At 44.9% G+C, this 20,187-nt stretch carries 8 protein-coding genes; 7 read left to right on the top strand and 1 reads right to left on the bottom strand.

The window, feature by feature from the left end:
• Positions 1-2 precede the first annotated feature (2 nt).
• Positions 3-1,103, top strand: a complete 1,101-nt coding sequence (locus ACQKCG_RS04450; protein ID WP_427585189.1) for a DUF2855 family protein — start codon at positions 3-5, stop codon at positions 1,101-1,103.
• Positions 1,104-1,288: 185 nt separating this feature from the next.
• Here ACQKCG_RS04450 and ACQKCG_RS04445 read toward each other — a convergent pair whose 3' ends face one another.
• Positions 1,289-1,927, bottom strand: coding sequence for a GDSL-type esterase/lipase family protein (locus tag ACQKCG_RS04445; RefSeq protein ID WP_427585188.1), 639 nt, complete (start codon positions 1,925-1,927; stop codon positions 1,289-1,291).
• 221 nt (positions 1,928-2,148) lie between these two features.
• Here ACQKCG_RS04445 and ACQKCG_RS04440 point away from each other — a divergent pair, with 221 nt between their 5' ends.
• The 6 genes from ACQKCG_RS04440 to ACQKCG_RS04415 all read left to right on the top strand — a co-directional run bounded on the left by ACQKCG_RS04440 (position 2,149) and on the right by ACQKCG_RS04415 (position 20,185).
• Positions 2,149-4,500, top strand: a complete 2,352-nt coding sequence (locus tag ACQKCG_RS04440) for a circularly permuted type 2 ATP-grasp protein (protein WP_427585187.1) — start codon at positions 2,149-2,151, stop codon at positions 4,498-4,500.
• A gap of 73 nt (positions 4,501-4,573) precedes the next feature.
• Complete coding sequence (locus ACQKCG_RS04435; protein WP_371532129.1) at positions 4,574-5,359, top strand: transglutaminase family protein; 786 nt, start codon at positions 4,574-4,576, stop codon at positions 5,357-5,359.
• A 42-nt stretch (positions 5,360-5,401) separates the two neighbouring features.
• Positions 5,402-6,142 carry a peptidase gene (locus tag ACQKCG_RS04430; RefSeq protein ID WP_201570928.1) on the top strand — a complete coding sequence of 247 codons (741 nt, stop codon included), beginning with the start codon at positions 5,402-5,404 and terminating at the stop codon, positions 6,140-6,142.
• A gap of 608 nt (positions 6,143-6,750) precedes the next feature.
• A complete protein-coding gene (locus tag ACQKCG_RS04425) occupies positions 6,751-10,137 on the top strand; it encodes a hypothetical protein (RefSeq protein WP_427585186.1) in 3,387 nt (1,128 codons plus the stop codon).
• Positions 10,138-10,208: 71 nt separating this feature from the next.
• Entirely contained in the window at positions 10,209-17,948 is a 7,740-nt protein-coding gene (locus tag ACQKCG_RS04420) for a HEAT repeat domain-containing protein (protein ID WP_427585185.1), read from the top strand.
• Positions 17,945-20,185, top strand: coding sequence for a hypothetical protein (locus tag ACQKCG_RS04415; RefSeq protein WP_427585184.1), 2,241 nt, complete (start codon positions 17,945-17,947; stop codon positions 20,183-20,185). Before ACQKCG_RS04420 ends, ACQKCG_RS04415 begins: the two co-directional genes overlap by 4 nt.
• Positions 20,186-20,187: the final 2 nt, after the last annotated feature.

Here is a 20,187-nt window from a genome sequence, read left to right as displayed (position 1 = left end):
CTATGCAAGAATTTCAGACCAATAAAGCAAACCTAACTCAAGCTCGCCTACAAGAGACGCCTGTACATACCCTAGGTGATGGTGAAGTACGTGTCAAAGTTGATCGCTTTGCTTTTACTGCGAATAATATTACTTATGCAGTCATGGGTGACCAATTACGCTATTGGCAGTTTTTTCCGCCAAATGGTGACGAGCCTGAAAAATGGGGCATCATTCCAGTCTGGGGATTTGGCGATGTGATCGAATCAAATAGCGATGCACTACCGGTTGGTGAGCGCTTATTCGGTTACTTCCCGCCTGCCAGCGAATTAATTATTACACCCAAGCGAGTCACCCAAACCAGCCTGCTGGATGGCAGCGCTCATCGTGCCGAACTACCACCCGGTTATAACCTATATCAGCGCGTTAACCATGAACGGGGCTATGATCGCGCTCATGACAATCAGCGCATGCTGTTGTTCGTATTGCACCTGACCTCATTCTGTTTACATGACCTATTGAAGGGTAATGACTGGTTTGGTGCAGAGCAAGTAGTGATTATTAGTGCCTCTAGTAAGACCAGTATTGGCTTAGCATACGGCTTAGTTGATGATAAGGATGCACCGTACGTTATCGGTCTCACATCAAACCGTCATGTAGATTTTGTTAAGTCAATTGACGCTTATAACAGTGTGCTTAGCTATGACACCCTAGAGCAGATTGATGTAAGTAAGCCAACGGTTATTGTCGATATGTCGGCCAATACTGACGTGCTTAGCCGTCTACATAGACACTTAGGCGACAACATGCGCTATACCAGCAATGTCGGTCTTACGCACTGGGACGAGCCACATCATACCGAAGGTATCATTCAAGAACGTAGCCAACAATTTTTTGCGCCCAGTCATGTACAGCAATGTATGAAAGAATGGGGCCCTGAAGAGTTCAATAAACGCTCTATGCACTACATCATGAATAGCACTGCAAAAACTAGTGCGTGGTTAAAGATTCAAGAGCTTGATGGAGTCAATGGCTTACTGGAGGTTTATAAAGATATCTGCGAAGGTAAGATAGCTGCTGATGAAGGTTTGGTAGTTGTCATGGGTGACAGTGAAAAAGACTAGGCTATAAAACTGGCTATAAAATTCATCGACTATTTGTCATTAGCAAAATGAAAATAAAAAAGCAGAGAGCCTAGTCAATAAGCTCTCTGCTTTTTTTGTGCGTTATCTACTGACTACAGACATACGCCCTACTCATAACTTTTAAAATTAAAAACTGTGGTTTACGCTGTAGTTTACATTGCGGTTTAATGCACCCACCCTTCGTCTTTCAGATAATCATGCAACCCTTCAGCGAACTGTCTATAGCCTGCCGCATTGGCATGAATTTTATCAGATTTTAATGCGTCATCTGACAGAATAGTCGACCAGCCATCAGAGTATAGCGGTATGTCTTCAGCTTCCGCAATATATTCATATAATGGATTATCACTTGCCTTACCAAACAAAGCACTAGTACTGAGATGCGGCTCAGCGATTAGGACAACATCAATATTGTTGGATTGTAAGGTATCTATAGTCGCGACGATATTAGCCCGAGTCGTATCAGGTGCGATGCGCTGCAATACATCATTACCACCCACACCCAGTAAGACCAAATCAGGGTTTTGCTCAGTGACCTCATTCACTCGAGTAAGCACATCTGCAGAAGTATCACCATTGACGCCTGCATTAACGACGTTCCATTTGCTTAGCTCTGCTAGCACCGTAGGATACGCTGTTTTAGGGTTTGCGCCGTAACCATAGGTCAATGAGTCCCCAAGTGCAACCACTGTGCTGCCAGCAGGCAAGATATCTTGTTGTGGTTCGCTACCACAGCCAGTCACATTAATAGTCACTGACAACCCTATACCTGCCAGCATTAAAAACCTACTACGTAGCTTCACGTCTTCTCTCCTCCTGTTTTTATTGAGTTAAACTTATTGGAATCAGGTTCAAGTTTTTAAAAATCTATTATTTAACTCTTGTTGTATATTGCTCAGTAACCGTTGTATAGTCCATACAGGAGATAGACTACCTGTTGGGCGCAGTACAAGTGCTACTCTACTTAGCATAGACAGTGTATTCATCATAAAGTATAACTTTACCAAGGATACGTGAGGTATTTATGAATAAAACAGCATCTCAAAGTCAGTCTAAGGATGGAAACCCAGACAAAGAAAAATCTGCAAATCAGAGTCAGAGTCAATCCATTAAAGCAACCAGTACCGATACCACAAGTCCTGATTCAACGATAGCCAAAGATACCTTAACAAAAGACACTTCAGAAAAACCTGAGCAAAAACCACAAAGTTTCGATGAATTGCAGATAAGTAAGGGTAAGTATCGCCCAGTGGCACAAGCTGTTGGCCATTGGCTTGATAACATCAACATGGATGCCCTCAATTATTTAAACGAACAAGCAGAAAATATCTTTTACCGTAAAGGGGTCACCTTTACCGTCTATAGCGATGCCAAAAACATCGAGCGTATGATTCCGTTTGATATCATTCCACGCATTATTGCAGCGAGCGAATGGAAACAAATAGAAGCAGGCTGTAAACAGCGTATCACCGCTCTCAATGCATTCTTACATGATATCTACCATGACCAAGCCATCATGAAAGCGGATATTGTCCCTGCCAGCTACGTCTATGCCAGTGGCTGTTATGAGCCATGGATGATGGGCATTGAGCTCGACAAACCTATCTATTCGCACATCAGCGGTATTGATTTGATTCGAGACGAGACAGGTAAATTTTGTGTGTTAGAGGATAACCTGCGTACCCCATCAGGCGTCTCATATATGCTTGAGAGCCGCAATATATCAGAGACACTATTAGCTGATATATTTACTGAAACGCCTATCATGGGCATCAGTGATTACCCTAGCCGTCTTAAAGCCTGTCTAGCCAGCTCAACATCCAAATATGATCCACAAATCGTCATATTGACGCCTGGTCGCTTCAATAGCGCCTACTATGAACATGCATTTTTAGCACACGAGATGAACGTACCCCTAGTACATGGTTATGATTTGGTCGTTGAGGACAGTAAAGTCTATATGCAAGGCATTCGCGGCAAGGTACAAGTCGATGTGATCTACCGCCGCATTGATGATCCATATATTGATCCGTTAGCCTTTAAATCTGATTCCATATTGGGTGTATCAGGGCTAATGAGTGCTTATCGCGCTGGCAACGTAGTGATTGTTAACGCCCCAGGTACGGGCGTGGCCGACGATAAGAGTTTATATCCTTTTGTGCCAGATATGATCAAGTTCTACTTAAATGAAGAGCCTATCCTACCTAATATCGAGACATACCAGTGCCGTAAGCCTGACGATCTCAAATATGTGCTCGACAATCTAGACAAGCTGGTGGTAAAAGAAACGCAAGGCTCAGGCGGCTACGGGATGCTTATTGGTCCAACGTCGACCAAAAAAGAAATCGAAGAATATCGCCTTCGCTTGCTTGAAAACCCAGCCGGTTTTATTGCTCAACCGACTATCTCACTATCTACCAATCCTACTGCCGTAAGCGATGGTATCGCACCGCGTCATATTGACCTGCGCCCCTTTATCCTCAGTCATGGTGATGGCACAGTAGATATTGTACCCGGTGGTCTGACACGAGTGGCCATGGTTGAAGGCTCTTTGGTCGTCAATTCATCACAAGGCGGTGGTATCAAAGACACTTGGATTATTGATGACAGTGATTTAGACAGCCAGCAAACCGACAAGTGCTCACCTTTATCATCGGTAGGGGTCAATGCTTCAGGGCATGCGAACTACTATGATCGCGTCCAGCCCTTAGAAACAGGTTACGAGAGTTTAGATGACGCTCCCATGATACTGCTACTCTCTACCGCCAGTCACTTAATATGGTTAGGCCGATATAGTGAGCGTCTGTATTACTACGACGATGTTATGAAACAACTTATCAAAGGCGATCTCAAAAAATCACAGATCAGACATCTAATTAGTCACTTAGGATTTGCTGTTGATGGTGAAGTGTCACTGACCACCATGAAAGCACAAATGATGGCTGATTTGGAACAAAACATCATACCCAATATCGTGCAATCGATTGAGGATAATGTCCAAGAGGCCAAAGGTGTTATTGGTAAAGATACTGCTGAATTATACAACTTGATCAAGCGTTTATCGAGTGCTGGCACGTATCGAGCGGCGACTTTGCAGCTACACGCGTGTAACGCTGCGATGAAACAAGAAAATCCGACAGTGACTTGCTTCTGGCAATTAGGGCGTCACTTTGAGCAGCTTGAGCGTGCCGTCTTGTTGGGAGAGGATTCAACAGAGATCAGTTTTGAATTCAGACACTGGATTAATGAGTTGCCAGAGAATACGCGCTGGCGTGAACTTATCCGCTTGACCAACCAGATGATCAGGTCAAAGAAATTTAGTGATTTTGCGCTGATTAGCAAAGAGTTCAATCTCATACTGCGTCAAGGTGTATAGAAGGTGTCTAGCCAAAAACCAATAATAATGGCTCATGAGACATATGGAATAAACAGAAAAAGGAGAAGATATTATGAAACTTCAAATCAGTCACCAAACCAACTATTATTACGATGAGCTGGCGCAGCGCAGTGTACAGTACATACGCATGACCCCCATGCAAATGCCGCACCAAACCATTCATAAATGGGATGTCATGCTCCCTAAAGTGGCGACCAACCAAAAGGACGGCTTTGGTAATGCATGGCTCACGCTCAGTCGTAACGAGGCACATAATAACTTACAAATGCAGGCGTCGGGTGTCGTTGAGATCAATACCGAAACCGAACGTCTAGAGGATATGGATCATGTCCCTTACCTGCTATTTACCGTACAAACTCCGTTGACCAAATGCTCACAAGAGATGCGAGAATTTGCAGCACCTTATCTGAAAACCCCTACTCATGACAGCTTAAAGGCAATGGCAAATGCCCTGATTATGAAAATGCCTTTTGTTAAAGACGTCACGCATGTGGGCACGACCGCTGCTGAGGCGTTTGCGACAAGTGCTGGGGTGTGCCAAGACCATACGCATGTATTTTTAAGTATATTGCGCGATCAACAGATTCCAGCGCGTTATGTGTCTGGTTATCTATATGACGATACCGAAAATCACATGGCCAGTCACGCATGGGCTGAGGTTTGGCTGGATGGTTACTGGTATACTTTTGATATCTCAAATCAGGCATTTACCCCAAACTCACATGTGTATGTGGCTATTGGGCGAGACTATCTAGATACGGCGCCTGTTCGCGGCGTGCGTATGGGCGGCGGTTACGAAAATCTTTACAGTTTGGTATTAGTCAAAAAGCTATCATAGCGTTTGCTATTTTTTATTACGTTTATTCATCAAGGGTATCTTATGACTTATTGTGCTGCCATTCGTCTAAAAGACGGTATGGTCTTTGCCAGTGACACGCGCACGAATGCCGGTGTTGATCACATATCGACATTCAGAAAGCTGTATCAATACGGCGTTGAAGGCGAGCGCTTTATGGTGCTACAGACAGCTGGCAGCTTAGCGACATCGCAGGCAGTGTTCAATAAACTACAAAGCGACATTGACCAGCGTGCTGAGAGTAACCTCAATACAGTAGCAACGTTGTTTGATGCCGCGCAAATGGTTGGCGAATGTATGCGTGATGTTATGAATCATGCAAAAGCAGTCGCTAATTCTAGTCGCGATGGTGCCTTTACCAGCTCGTTTATGCTTGGTGGTCAAATCAAAGGACAGCCACCTGAGCTATACCTGATTTATCCTGAAGGCAATTGCATCAAAGCCACTGAAGATACGCCCTTCTTTCAGTTAGGCGAAAGCAAATATGGTAAGCCTATTTTGGATCGTTCTGTCAGCTATAACACGGATGTAAGACACGCGGCACGTGCGCTGATGCTATCATTTGATTCCACGATTCACTCAAATCTATCAGTCGGTATGCCGATAGATTTTGTACTTTATGACAATGATAGCCTAGCTCTGCCCAATGGCCGACGTATTGATGAGCGTGACGAGTACTTTAATACGATTCGTCATCAATGGTCAGATGCGTTACGTCGCACGTTAGTTGAATTGCCTAAATGTCCTGATGGTTATTGGGGGTAAATAGCTCCGTATAAAATCATATTTTCTGCACTAAAAAGCCCTTTGTCTATCACAAAGGGTTTTTTTATTATCAACTAATAATCAGGCAATAAAAAACCGGAGTAGCGCTGAATAAACAGCCCTACTCCGGTTTTGCTTTAAAGGCCTTGAATGCCATCATAATGATGTCACACTCAATTGTTGTGTAATCTACCTCATGACCTGGTACATGGAAGACTCACTGGACTGCACCTAGATAAAGGCCCTAGTGCATTAGCTCAATCACGATTGCGTGATTGCGCCAGCGAGCTAATGACACTAGGGCCTTTATCTAGGTATTAGCAGGACTGAAACAGTCTTCCTTGGGTAAAATGTAATGGCTTGACTCGTGGACGACGCAACGTCGCCCCTCACCGTAAACGGTGAAACGCTAAATCTCACAACTCGTTAAGTTTGCCTCATAACAGTTATTATTGTCAATATATAATTACAAATAAAATTATGCGCGACGCTATATGTCGCAGCCCATATACTTCCTTACAAAAGTCCTTGATATTTTCTGTGAAACGCGCTTTTATGGTGCTACAAAATTACGCGCACTGACAAAATAAAAATTAAGGCGAATTTCTATGAGTCTGTCATTTTCACAAATTCAGCAAGCTTGGCAAGTCCAAGATCCAAGTTTGGTCGATAAATTATGTACATTGGCAACTCAAGCTGATGCGATTCCCGAGACGCCCATCCCTGAGCATGATCTTACTTTTGATCGGTTTTTAGATAAGATATTTAGTCATCAGTTTCGGGAGCAACACCCCGAAGTACAGTTTGCAGAGCGCGTGGCAATGATTGCCAAACTGGAAGCAGACGAAGGCGTTTACCCCCTCCCAGATCGCTACAAAATCCACATAATACTGACCGCACTGTGGGAAGATGGCAGCGCGTATTCTAGAACTATTTTAAAACAAGCCATTACGGCTTTGCCAATCAGCTATGGTGTGTGGAAGGGTTTAAAGCGTATTTATAAGCAAGCAGAATTTTCTCAAGATTATGAGATATTTGGACAAATAGCTGCCAAGATTGATTTACAGCGTTTCAATCAAACCGCTAACTCTGCGGTCAGCCTAGCCACCAAAACCTATATGAGCCTTAGAGCATGGCGTTATCTGCGGCAATTGGGTCAGCAAATGCCAGTTGGCTATATTGATGCCGCCGTCTCTGTACTCGCCAGCTATGACGAAACCATGACGGCAGGCAGCCTTGAACAAACGAACAGCTGGGTACTTAATCATATCTGTTTCCATAACAGCCTTGATTATGGCGTCAATCGATTCACCAGTCGCTCACCTCGCAAGCTCTTTGATGCAAAAGGGCGCGCGTTCGCTGAGGCATGGCAACGAGACCTAGAACCACTTATCCAGCTATTGGCCATCGCCAAAAATGAGGCTATCAGACAGTTTGCAACCGATAGCCTAAAGCATGACTTTAAGACCCAATTACGTGATGTAAGTGGTGAGACGCTACAATATCTATCTGCTGGACAAGCGCACAGTAAAGCGCGGGATGAGATGATAGTTTGGCTATTAGAAAACTCACCGCACTTTGAAAAGTCTAAATTTCAAGTATTGGGCTTGCATCAAGTCGTACTGCAACTACTCCATTCACAATATCCTGCCGCCTATCAATATGCGATTGGCTATGCCAAAAGCTATGCTCAAGACTTATCGCTCACTGAGCTGATGTTACTGGCCATGTCAGATTATGAACCTGTTAGAGCATTTGCCATCAACAATATCTTGAGTCGTGATCCTGTTGCTGGTATCGGTGCCAACGGTTGGGGTCAGCTATTAGATAGCGAACATCACTATCAAACGGCGAGCAAACAACTTAGCAAACACTTTACAAAACGCGATTTAACCCCTGAGTGGTTTTTTGAACGATTGACTAGTGGTAGAACACACAGCGTAAAATTTGCGATAAAAAAGCTGCCTGAGCTTTATAGTGCCAAAGAGCTAGGGACTGAATACTTTATTCGCGTTGCCCAGCAGTTAGATATACCAGAGCAACAGAACTTCTCTGCTTATAACGACAGCGACTGTATGGACTTTGCGTTGGACCAGCTCAGACGTTTGGACTTGAGCCAAGTAAATGCGGCAGTATGGCAAACACTGCTATTACATCCGCTATCGCAAGCGACTATTACCGACTGGTTTGATGAAGATGTACTGTCAGCGGCAACGCTTGATATGAGATATTGGCATGCGCTTGCCTATGAGCCTGATTGGCAAGTGAGTGAATATATTGAACAGTTAAAATCTGCTGACACGCCTATTAAAAACTGGCAAAAGCACTTGGCCTTTGATGAGTACTTAGCAGAAAACGTAAGGGACTGGCTATCTGATGTGCGTCGGTTTGCGCCGATAGATCTAGGTTTCGACTGGCTTATGAATCTTGCGCATAGCGATCAGGCACTCTATCGTGAATTTGCGATTGAGCGCATTAACAAAGGGTTCTTGCCTGCCGACTTTGTCGCATATCTTGACAGCAATGAAGGCGCCTCTACTAACAACGCTTCCAGTAATAGCACTGACAATAAAGACTCAAATAGCGATGCTGCTGCTGAAGTAGATTTAACCGGCCAACGCTATTTATTCACAGGCAAGATGCAAAGCATGACTCGTGGCGAGGCCGAAAAAGTTGTGAAAGCGGCTAATGGTGCCATCAGTGGTGCCGTCAACGGCAAGTTAGATTACTTGGTCATCGGTGATGATGGTTCACCATTATATGGCAATGGCCGTAAAGGTAGCAAGCAAGTTAAGGCCGAAAGCTTAATCGCCGATGGTGCGCCGCTAAAGATTATCTCCGAAACCGCATTTTTGCAGATGTTAAGTGGTCAATCGAGAGAGGTATCTGAAGACGATACTTTTGCAGGTGCCAATGCACTGTGGCATATGGCAACAGATGATGCTACTGCACCTATCAGTGAGCTTGCGATCAGCTACCTCAGTCATCATCATGAACAGATCTGTATGGCACTGACAGACAGACCAGTCGATCCCGATGCGATTATCCCTTCTTCATTCTTTGATGCAGAGCGCGTCATTCCTTTATTGCAACACCGTAACAGCCAGCTGCGAGCATTTGGCTTATTACTGAGTGAGTATGAAATGGAGACGTGGCAACCGACGCCGGCCCTATGGCTGATGATGGCAGAATCTCCCTATACTGAGGTCACGCAACTGCTGAAGCGTGCGCTATTGGATAAGCCATCTGTTGCCAATCGACGTTACCACGTTCAGCCAGCACAATTGAATGCTGGCATGTTGAATGCTTTGATTGAAAGCAAAGCGCGAGTCGCTCGCCAAATCGGTATCACTCTACTACAGCGTCATGCTAATTTCCAAGATGTGCAGTCTCTATATCGATTGACCCAAAGCACAGACCGTGAAGTACGTTATTCCGCCGTGACCATGCTATGGAAACACTACAAGGCGCGTCACGTGTCTCCAAACTGGCAACCAACCAGTACCGATAGTAAAGATAAAGATGCTACTCAAGATAAAGACAGCAGCGCTCAACCAGTCTTAACAGAGCAGTCAGATAGTCGTTTGGCAAGCTTGCCTGCAGAAGTCGATCAGTTATTGATGCTACTACGCCGTGGTCTCTTTGAGCTACCACCTGGCCGTCTAGGTGGTTCGCAAGAGCCCAGTACTATTGACAGCAGTAAGCATAAGCAACAACGCTACTCAGATAAAACCTTATCGGAGCAAACTGAGTCAAATATCAATATCACGCTAAAACCTATATCTGCGAGTCGTGCTAAATTGGCGTTGATTGAGACCTTTCGTGATGTGGCATTGGCTGACAGCACCTTTGCGGCGCTCATTATGCCCACACTGTTCACCTTTACGCACTCTGCAGGCAAGATGGAGCGTCATGCGTGTTTGGTTGCCGTCACGCGGTTATTGCATCGCTATCCTGAGCTATCTAAAAATCTGCAGCCAGTGGCATCGGCTTAACGGCTTTGGCAAACAGATATAGATAAAAGATACTTAAAAAAATATGACGTCACCTCAACTGAGATAACACCATGAAAACAATAACACTCCCCTATTGGGGTCAAATTATTGGCTTAGTCAGTAAGGCCAACAGCACCCAAACGGCAACTCAAAAGACAACCAAACAAGATGGGCACAGTCTTTTTATTACTCGCCAGCAGCAAGCATCTACTACGGTCTTATACATCCTTGATCAACAAGGTGAGCAATTTAGCTTATCGACAACTGCGCTGCCTTGTGCGATGCAAGCCATCACCAAAATAGATGACAGCACTATTGTGATGATTGGTGACGATGGTCATCTTTACCAAACGGATTGGCAAGCAAAGAAAGTTAAGAAGACCAGTGCTACATCCTTGTTCGATGCACCTAAAAATAATAACAATGCTATAGGCCGTGCCGTAGCCATGGCGCCGCTACAAGATGCACTGGCTATTCTATATCCAAAACATATCGTGGTATGGCCTTATCAGGACAGTCAAGCCAGCAGTACTGTCATCATTGAGCCTTATTCGTCTTCTATAGCAGCATCAAGTAAGGAGTCTGCATTAACCGCGCTAGCAACCTCAAGTGATGGCTCGTGGTTAGTCGTAGCAGATAAAACGGGAGATGTTAGTAGCTATCAATGGAGCTCAGATAAAGCTCAGCTCACTCTAAGTAGCCGAAAACAGCTCCACCAAGGTAGGGTAAACGCGCTGTGTTTTGAGCCAGTCGGGCAGTACTTCTTCTCAGCAGGCACAGACAAATGTCTATACCGTACTCATGTCCAAGGCGATCTGCATCCTGTTGATAGAGCTAAGTCTAGCCAACACAGCGAAATGATCGCGGTGCTTTGTGTCTCAGACACACGGCTCTTCACTGCCGCCGATGACAAGAGCGTCAAATCATGGGCATTTGATAAAGGTCAGCCAAACAGCTGTAAAGAGGATCTAACCAAGGCTCGACAGATCGTTTTATCTTCTTACGCTGAACAACCAACGCTCATCGTCGTCAGTGCCGATCAGAGCTTACGTTTCATACCTATTGACCATACTCAAAGTACGTTACAGAATAGCACCTCACAAAATAGTACGGCAAAAAACAGCAAGCTATTGCCAGTCACTTATATCATCAAAGACGGCTATCAGAGAATCAGCCAGTTACTGACAGATACGTCAAACAATAATGATGTTTCGTTTAAAGAAGGCTTGGCGCTACTACAGGCGCAAGCAGATAACCAAACGTTAGAGCTGGTTAAAAAATTACTTGCTGATAGCGACACACTCACGGCCAACCAAGCATTACAATTGGTACAGTGGGTTGCTACTACTAATCTTGATAAAACTGCACAGGTTTTAGAGCAGCAACTAAGCTCGGCGCACAGTGCAAAAGTACGTCTTGCTGCTTTTCATGCCTTGGCCGACCGCGCAAGTACGGCGAAGCGCCCGCTGCATTATCTAGAAGAAGCCTTTAAAAACCGTTACTACGAAGAAGTGGTGGCTTCTGCGTTACAAGGTTACTTAAAGGTTGCGATGAAGGATGCCACTAGTCAGCGCCGCATCTTGCCTATTTTAAGAGACGCGTTGTCACACAGTTTTGCAAATATTCGTAAGCAAGCATTGGCCTCGCTTGAGACACTATTGCCTGACAACAGCCCTCAAGCAGATTTGATGGCATTAGACTGCAATCAATCAGACATTGTCCAATCAGGGCTGATTCGTCTGTATCAGCGCGGCATGCTAAATCACCTTGAAGTCTCGCGTCAATTGATGCTGCTAAAGAATCATCGTAATATAGAGATTAGGCAAACGGCATTTTATGTCTCATTGCTGTCTCAGCCTAAGTTGATAGAGGCGTTGAAACAGCAAGGTGACACGCAAACATTGCGCACCCTGTCTGATTTTGATGACTTTCGCTTACTGCGCGGCACGCTACTAGATAATGCTAGCAGCACAGCGACCAATGATAAGAGTGTTAAACCATCAGAATCCGATGAGGCGATCCGTTTAACCTTATCTACGCAAGATTTTATCTCGCAAGCAGATAGTACTCAAGCATCTAAGAGTAAGGCTAAAACGACCAAATCCAAGAAGCCTGCTGCTGAATCTATAAATCTAAGCAATGACACGTTAGAGCCCTTATTACAAAGCTTAAGCAATAGTCACGAAGATATCAGTTTCCGAGCGGCTTATGCGCTGGCTTGCCTACAAGACAAACGGGCGTTTGGCACCCTGATTAGTCTGATGAGCCATAATGACAGCGCCATCATCCGTGCTGGTGTGGCCACCGCGCTTGGTCATTTAAATATAGAAGATGCCAAAGCAGTCCTACCGACATTAATAGACGATAAGGACGCTGGCGTGCGCCAAGTGGCTATGCAAGCCTATGGCAAATTGGCAGACAATGCATTGTCTTGGGCAGCGACAGGTTTTGCTTCTAAACATCAAGACATTCATGAGCAGTCTTTAGCACTGTTTCTAAAGCATGTCGCACCAGATAGCTCAAATAGTGGTGACAAAAGCACTCAGATGTCGTCAGAGATGACAGACATACTGCTACAGGCATTGAATAATCCTTTTACCAGCATTCGGTTAGAAGTGGTAAAAGTTCTATTAAACCGCCAATTTAAGCAGTCATCTGACACTATTTCTAAAAACGTTTCTGACGATGTTTCTGATAGTACTATCGTTGACATCATCGAGTTATTGCAGCAAAGCCTCTTTGAAGATGTGCATCAAGTTGCGATAGAAGAATGGCAACGACTGTTGCTAGCAATGAACTCGAAACATAAAACAAATAAAGCCAATAACACTGAAGAAACCAGCCACCAAAAGACCAATCAAGCTGTCCTGACCTTATTCTTTTCAGATACGTTTGCCGCTATCCGTAAGCAAGCCTTTGACATCGCACTTAAGCAAAGCAAGCATTTAGGGTTTGCTGACGTCATGTTGAGCGCGCTTGCCAGCTCTTATGCTGATACCAAGCAACTGGCCCTTACGACAGTGCAAGCCAGAGCGAATACGACTCAGCTGACACAGTTGATGCCAGCTATAGTGGCCATGTTCGCTGATGACAGTATTGAGCTACGTAAACAAGCTTTGACGGTCGCTTTGGCGCTGACAGACTTACAGCCTACTATTTTAGCGGATTACAGTAGCCTAGATGATAGTAGCACCGATGATCAACCGAATCATCACGAAGCATTGATTACCGCGGCCCTCAACAGTCCTTATCCTGATATTCAGCTAATAGTCGCTCAACTGCTGGCCAGCCAATCACGCTTATACACTGACGAAGAACAGGCAAAGCGAAGTGATGAGCAAGCGTACCAAGTCTTTAAGCATTACTTAGATCTACCAATACCCTCTCAGGACAAAAAAAGTGAAACATATACTCAGTGGTACAGTCATGTAGGCCAAGCATTATTTGGTTTATCGAAGCTAGCTTATCCCTCAACATACAACGCGCTTAACTGGTACGATAAATATTTACACCACCCTGACGCCGATTTTAAATCACTTGCTCCAACACTCACGCTCATGGTGACTGTAAACGATATTGATCTGCTGCTCAAATGGCAAAAAGATGAGAGCCCCATTATTTGCCATTGTGCCAATTTTGGTTTGGCTATCCTAGGTGATACGCGTGGGCAGGCTTTGTTGACTCATGATATTTATGGCAATATCGACAATAGCAATCTGGTAGCATCAAAAATGCCTGTTTATTGGCTTCAAGCGCAGCACGGTTTAGGTATTACACATGCACGACAATTACAGCCTTTGTTTGAGTCAGAGTCCTATGCAGTAGCAGCCAGACTGTTATTGATATTTAATGACTTACAGAATGGCTTGCAAGCTACTAAAACAGACGCCACTAGCACTGGTCGACCTAACCATCTGATTGAAGCGTTAAGCTTTGCCGATAATGACACGGCAGTAGTCTACGCCAATATACTCGCTCGTTATCCTACTGACGTACAACACCCTAATAACCAACAAGCCCTATCGTCAACGTGGCAGTACCTAAATGATTACTTGTCACGTCAATTAGGCAGTATTTTATCGTCTCACTCTGAAGTCATCACGATGATGATGGATGCTATACCAAACGCGGCAGATAAAGGTGGTGTTAAAGGACAGTCGAATAATACGGCCTCTATCCGAGCAAGTATTCTAACGACGGTGAGTACCGAAAACTTACAACAGCTCGCCAACCTCAGTCGCCATCAGCAGCCATTGGTACGCGCCCAAACCATTAGTGTCATTTGCCACTTATCTGAATTACTCGCCCATGACTACTATGACGATGAGGACGATGTTTTTGAGACATTACAAAAATGGCAACGCAGTTTACAGGCATTGTTAAGTGCTCACCCAGTTACGGCCACCGTTAATATGGCAGGCAATGCGCAAACAGTCGGTAGCTCTCCTACTGAACAACAAGATAGTCAGGAAGTACATTATCCATACCAGTCTCTTGCCTTTGGCGCTTGGATTGGTGTCATACGCGCAGGCGATGATTATTATGCTAATAGCAGCACCACAGACCAAGCCATTCGAGGGCTAATGTGGCTTGCTACTCAATCATCGGCGTTTGATACTAATAACAATGAGGACTGGCGAGACAGCACCAGTCGCGTGTTGTTGCCACTACTGAACCACAGTAGTTTTGACACTCGTGAGCTGGCTTGGGCGTGCTTGTATAAGCTAAACATGCCTGCCAAAAAACTGGCTGACTATGCCATGAGCACGCCCTACCGTGATATGGTCAAACGCGGCTTGGATCTATTGCTAGATACCGCAAATAACAATGCCGTACAGCAGCAAAGCAAACCATCGGATACAGCGACTGTCAGTAGTAGCGCTGATCAACAACTCATTGATTTGTTAAAAACCAATAATCACACCTTAGCAGAAGAGACCTATCAGCTGCTAAAAGGCCGACTAGGCCATCTGCCAGCCAGCTTGCTTGGGCTACAGACTTATTGTCAGTCGTTACTGCCTCAGATCGTTGCTGAATGGAAACAAGTCATTGTCACGCCTTTTGCAAACAGTCAATCGCCGTCAGTACAGCGTCAAGACAAACTGACGTTTTTGCTGCATGCTGTGAAGAGTGATGATTGGAATGCAAAATATCAAGCACTGAGTCAACTGGTTGAGTTTTATGACGTACTCTTTGCAGACAGCACGCTATTTGATAGCTTATTTGATTTTGCTGAAGATTCTCAGGCCAATAATGAGAAATACCGTAGCTGGCAGTTGCTTGTTGATGCACTCACATCGTACCAATTCATCAATAAGAACACTTTAGAGGGTCGTTTAAAGAGTGGTTTAGAGAGCAGCTTTGATATTGCTACTGCTGAACAAGTTGCTAATGAAGCGCACTTACGATTATTAGTCTTACTTGATGACCCACATATCAACAAACCTAAGCAGTTTATTTATAGTGATATCGCTGACCTACGTAACACGAATCTCGTGGCGCCATTACTACAGCGTTTAGAGAACCTGTTTGAGCACACGCCGCAAAAAAATAAAGAAGAGCGTAAATACTTATTTGACACTTTGGTGAAAATTAGTGGCTACGATCAGCACATTGATGACTACCTAGATGAGCGTGAAGATACGCGTTGGTTACAACGTCAGCACCCTAGAGACTCGCAAGTCTTGCTGTCACTGTTTACGACCCTTATGAGTCATAGTGATTATGCACTTGCCGCGCTGCTATTGCCGTCACTTGCATGGGTACAATCGGACGACAGCGATTTATCCTCGCGCATTGATAGCGCTTTGGCGTTAGCCTACGAGCAGATGCCAGCTAATCATACCTTTAAATTGGTCGAGGCACTGGCATATCGTGCCAAAAGACGACACGGCAGCATTGCCCCATTACAAAATGCCCTGCGTAATAAAGACGCCGATGTGCAATTTGCCGCGGCTGAAGGACTCGCTAAATGCGGTCATGCTGATGGGGTCAATATCTTGATGGCCACGATCGATTATAACCCTGATGCGGAGTTCCGCAGCTGCAGTGTGTTAGCCATTGGCGAGCTACTAGGCAGCAGTGACCATCAAAACCAAAATCAAAATGCTGACTCGCCTAATGCTAGCTCGCCTGTTGACAACGCTGATAAAAACTTACAGGTTCATACCTTATACAAAGCCTATGATAAGTTAATCAAACTGGCCGAGGACGACGAGTACTACTTACAAGACGTGGCCAGTGAAGCCTTAGGCCGCCTTGCACAAGGTGGTGACTTTGAGCATAGTCCGCATATCTTTGAGCTACTAAAATCGCATTTGTCGGACCCCGTATTGACAACAACCAACCCAGCTATTATTCATTGGTTAAATGGACTGCGCTGGTTGAATACAACGCCTGCTTGGGAACAAATCCGCAGCTATATCCGCACTCATATCGATAAAGCCATATTTTTCCGTCCGCAAAGGCATGCGGTATGGCTACTGCAGATGAATAATAACGATGCCAATAAAGCATTAATTTTAGATATCTTAAAGCAAAACAACTTAGATTGTGCTGTGCTCATGGTGGCTTATACTGCGGCACAGAAAACCTGGGGCAGTCTCGCGTCGCAGGTTTACCCTTATGATTGGGCAGCCATTCAAAGCCATAATACTGACTTTATAGAAGAGACTGAGCATTTGAGTCTAAAGCGTATCATTGATAATAGCAGCATCGATGAGCTGGCAACATTCATCACCCAGCATGGCGCGCACTTGCCAGCCGATACCCTGATGGCACTGCAAAATGCCATTATGGCCAAGCAAGACATGCCAACATCACAGCTTACCGCGTTGATTACCAGTAGTAATCCCCTGACACAGCATATTGGACTGTGCTATCTGACCCAGTATCCAACTAACTATTTAGACAAAGAAATGGTTGCGACATTGCAGCAGCGTTTTGACACTGCAAGCGAGCAATGGCATACGCTGATCGATACCATCAACCGCAGTCCAACGACCATCAATAATAGTCAGTGGATTAATATGGTTGAGCAAGTACGTACCACCATCTCACAACTGGTGTGGTTAATCATGCGTCATATAGCCATTACAACTGCCAAAGGAACTGTCGATAAAGCGGCTACTAAGCAAATCGCGACAATGCTTGATTGGCTCAATAATGCTCGTCAACCATTGACCATCACCTCTATTCCACTGCTCTCTACTACCGTCAGTGATTGGTGGCAGCAAGCGCTGTTAGCATTGCTGGCTAGACCTGTCACTGAAGATAAGATGCTATCAAATATCTTGCCAACGTTGAGCACTGTATCAGCTACGGCTCAACCGCAGCTCGCTTATGATAATCAGACTTTGTTAGAAAATTTGATTGCTCGTATTGAACAAAGCGGTACATCTACCCAAAAATCCATAATAACGGTAGTCAGAAATGCGCTGAAAAACAATGCGCTAAAACATACGGGCTCGTCTACCGAGATACCAATCAATCAGCAGCTACTACAGTGGATCAAAGCAAAAGACGCTGACGCACTTTATCATTGTGCAAATAATGACAACATGGAGATGACAGTTCGCATCCGTGCCATCGAAGCGCTTGGACAGCTACATGATCCAAATATTGAACAGTGGCTGACGACGCTCATGACACATGAAAACTCAGACATTCAGAAGCTTGCTTATAAAGTACTACGCCGCTGGCAGCGTGCCATGATACGAGCACAGCGAAAACGTCCGTCGTCATCCATCGCAGCACAAAGTAGTCAGGACAGCAGTCAAAAAAGCAATCAGGGTGAAGGAGATAGTCAATGACTATAGATAATCAATTAGACCAAGCATCAGAAACAGAGTCAGAAGTAGTGGCAAACACTGATGGCCTGATGATGCAATTGGACTACGCCGCACCCAGCCAAATCAGTCAAATGAACGAATCGTCAGACTCACTGTCGGAGGCGCAAACAAGCGAACACACTCAGCATGTGGCACTATTTGCTCAGCTGAATCGATCGGAGGTTAACTTCCACGGTAAGGTCAAATCTCCCCTTGTCTTTCGTGACAGTTTGCTAGCCTTATTTGATGTGGTCAGTAGTGATTATCGCTATGTGCCAAAAGACCGCTCAGCGTACACGGTATTTATGCAGATGCGCCGTGCCAGCAGCAATAAAAACCTGTTTACTGCGCAGCGTGATTATTTCACGTGGCTATTCAATAACGACCCACTGGCTTTTTGTATTTTGGACCCGATTATTCAGGTGCATGAGCAAGGTGTCAGCTTTGAGGTGTTTAGCCGTGATGAAGGCTGCTATGCCCAACTGACATTGACCAATGAAATTTTTGAGCAAAGTGCCGAAGCTACCCTTGGTACCACCAGTATTGATTACAGTACGGCTTTGTTTAACGGTATTGAGAAAATACGAGATCATAAACAAACGATATTAGACATTGGTCATGAAGCGGTCGGCTTACAGTTACTCGAGACTATGCCAGAGACGGCTGAAGCAAATACTGATAGTACAGTAACTACGCCCACCGTAAAAAAACAGATCATAGAAAAGCGCATCAATGTGCCCAAAAGTTGGATTAGAGCACTGCTGCAAGTACAGTCTGCAGGTCAATTACCGCAAGACACCATCTATCTTGATCCAATCGCACTGTATAACGTGCTGTTTGAGCTGCGTATGCATGCTGATATCAAAGGCAAGCGCCGCGGACTGCTGATTGAGCTTAGACCTCAGCAGCTGCCGGTGATTATATTAGAGCCTTTTGACATCACTGTCACAAGCCAAGTCAGCCAACAGCAAAAGCCCTATCAAGGGAAACAAGCAAAGCTCATTCGCTTATGGGGTCGCCGTCGTCTGAGTCTATTGAAACGCCTGTTGCCACATACTGACAGCATTTCGGTATCGCTACTGGGTCAAGGCATGCCAAGCTACTGGACACTAAAAGGCAAAGGCTTTCATTTTACCTTTGCTATGACAGGCTTTAGCCAAGCCAACTGGTCACAGTCATTAAACTTTGACTTGTTACTGCCAAAGCGCCCACTGCAAAATACATTAGCTGCTATTGAAGGGTTATCAGACAGTAGTAAAGCAACCTTAGATGATAGTAACGATGAGCATAATGGCTTGTCTGTATTAATTAAGACACTGGAAAATACCCCTAGTACGCTAGAAGATTTGGTAAAGTCGCTATCAGCAGATGCTTCATTAACGTCTGTGCCTGTTTCTCACTCACAAGTACAGCAGTGGTTACTGTCAGGTACTCAGCAAGGCTTAATTCGCTATGAGATGGCGATGCAGCTGTATCACTACAGACCTTTGAGCCAAGTGCCGCTTGATATGGCACAGTTCGCTTATCACAACGAAGCAGAAAAGCAGGCTTTTGATTTGATTGGCCGTACAGATGCTGTGCAGAAATTCACAGTTGAGACTGTCGCTGTCAAAGGTATTACTATTCGTGCAGATATTTATGTCGAAGAAGACAGACGTACTTATCACAGCCAGCTGCAATTAGGCGATGAAGGGCTAGTTACCAAGGCGGAATGTAGCTGTCCGCAGTACTTGCAACATCGTCTCACTCATGGCGTGTGCGCGCATCTTATTGTGCTACGACTTAGATATAATCAATACGACCCAAACAATACGGGCAATGATAGTTGGCATGACACTCGTGTCTTGAGTAAACGCGTACCGAGTAAGCGCTTTAATCAGCCTAAGAATAAAAAAGAAAGCGTACAAGTAGCAGCCTATAGCTCGTTGATGACATTACCTTCTGCACCGACGCTTGATTTAACGGCCTTAGCCCAACCAGCTGCTCAGATACACGCGACTACAAGCGATAAGACACAAGCGTTAACCGCACAAGAGACCGCTATTGCTTATGTTTACATCACCATTGCCCATAAGAAGATTACCATTGAACAAACAATAGGTGACAAGGATACGCGCCAGCAGCTGGTGTTCAATCAGCCTGCCCAAGCCAAAGCCGCTTTTTTACAACATATTGCCAGATTTGAAGCCAAAGGCTTTATCGAAAACCAAGGGATGTAAGG

The organism is Psychrobacter sp. NPDC078929, assembly GCF_050267985.1.
Lineage (GTDB): Bacteria > Pseudomonadota > Gammaproteobacteria > Pseudomonadales > Moraxellaceae > Psychrobacter.
Note: the sequence above shows the minus strand (reverse complement) of the source record. Positions and strands in the feature narration are given on the sequence as shown.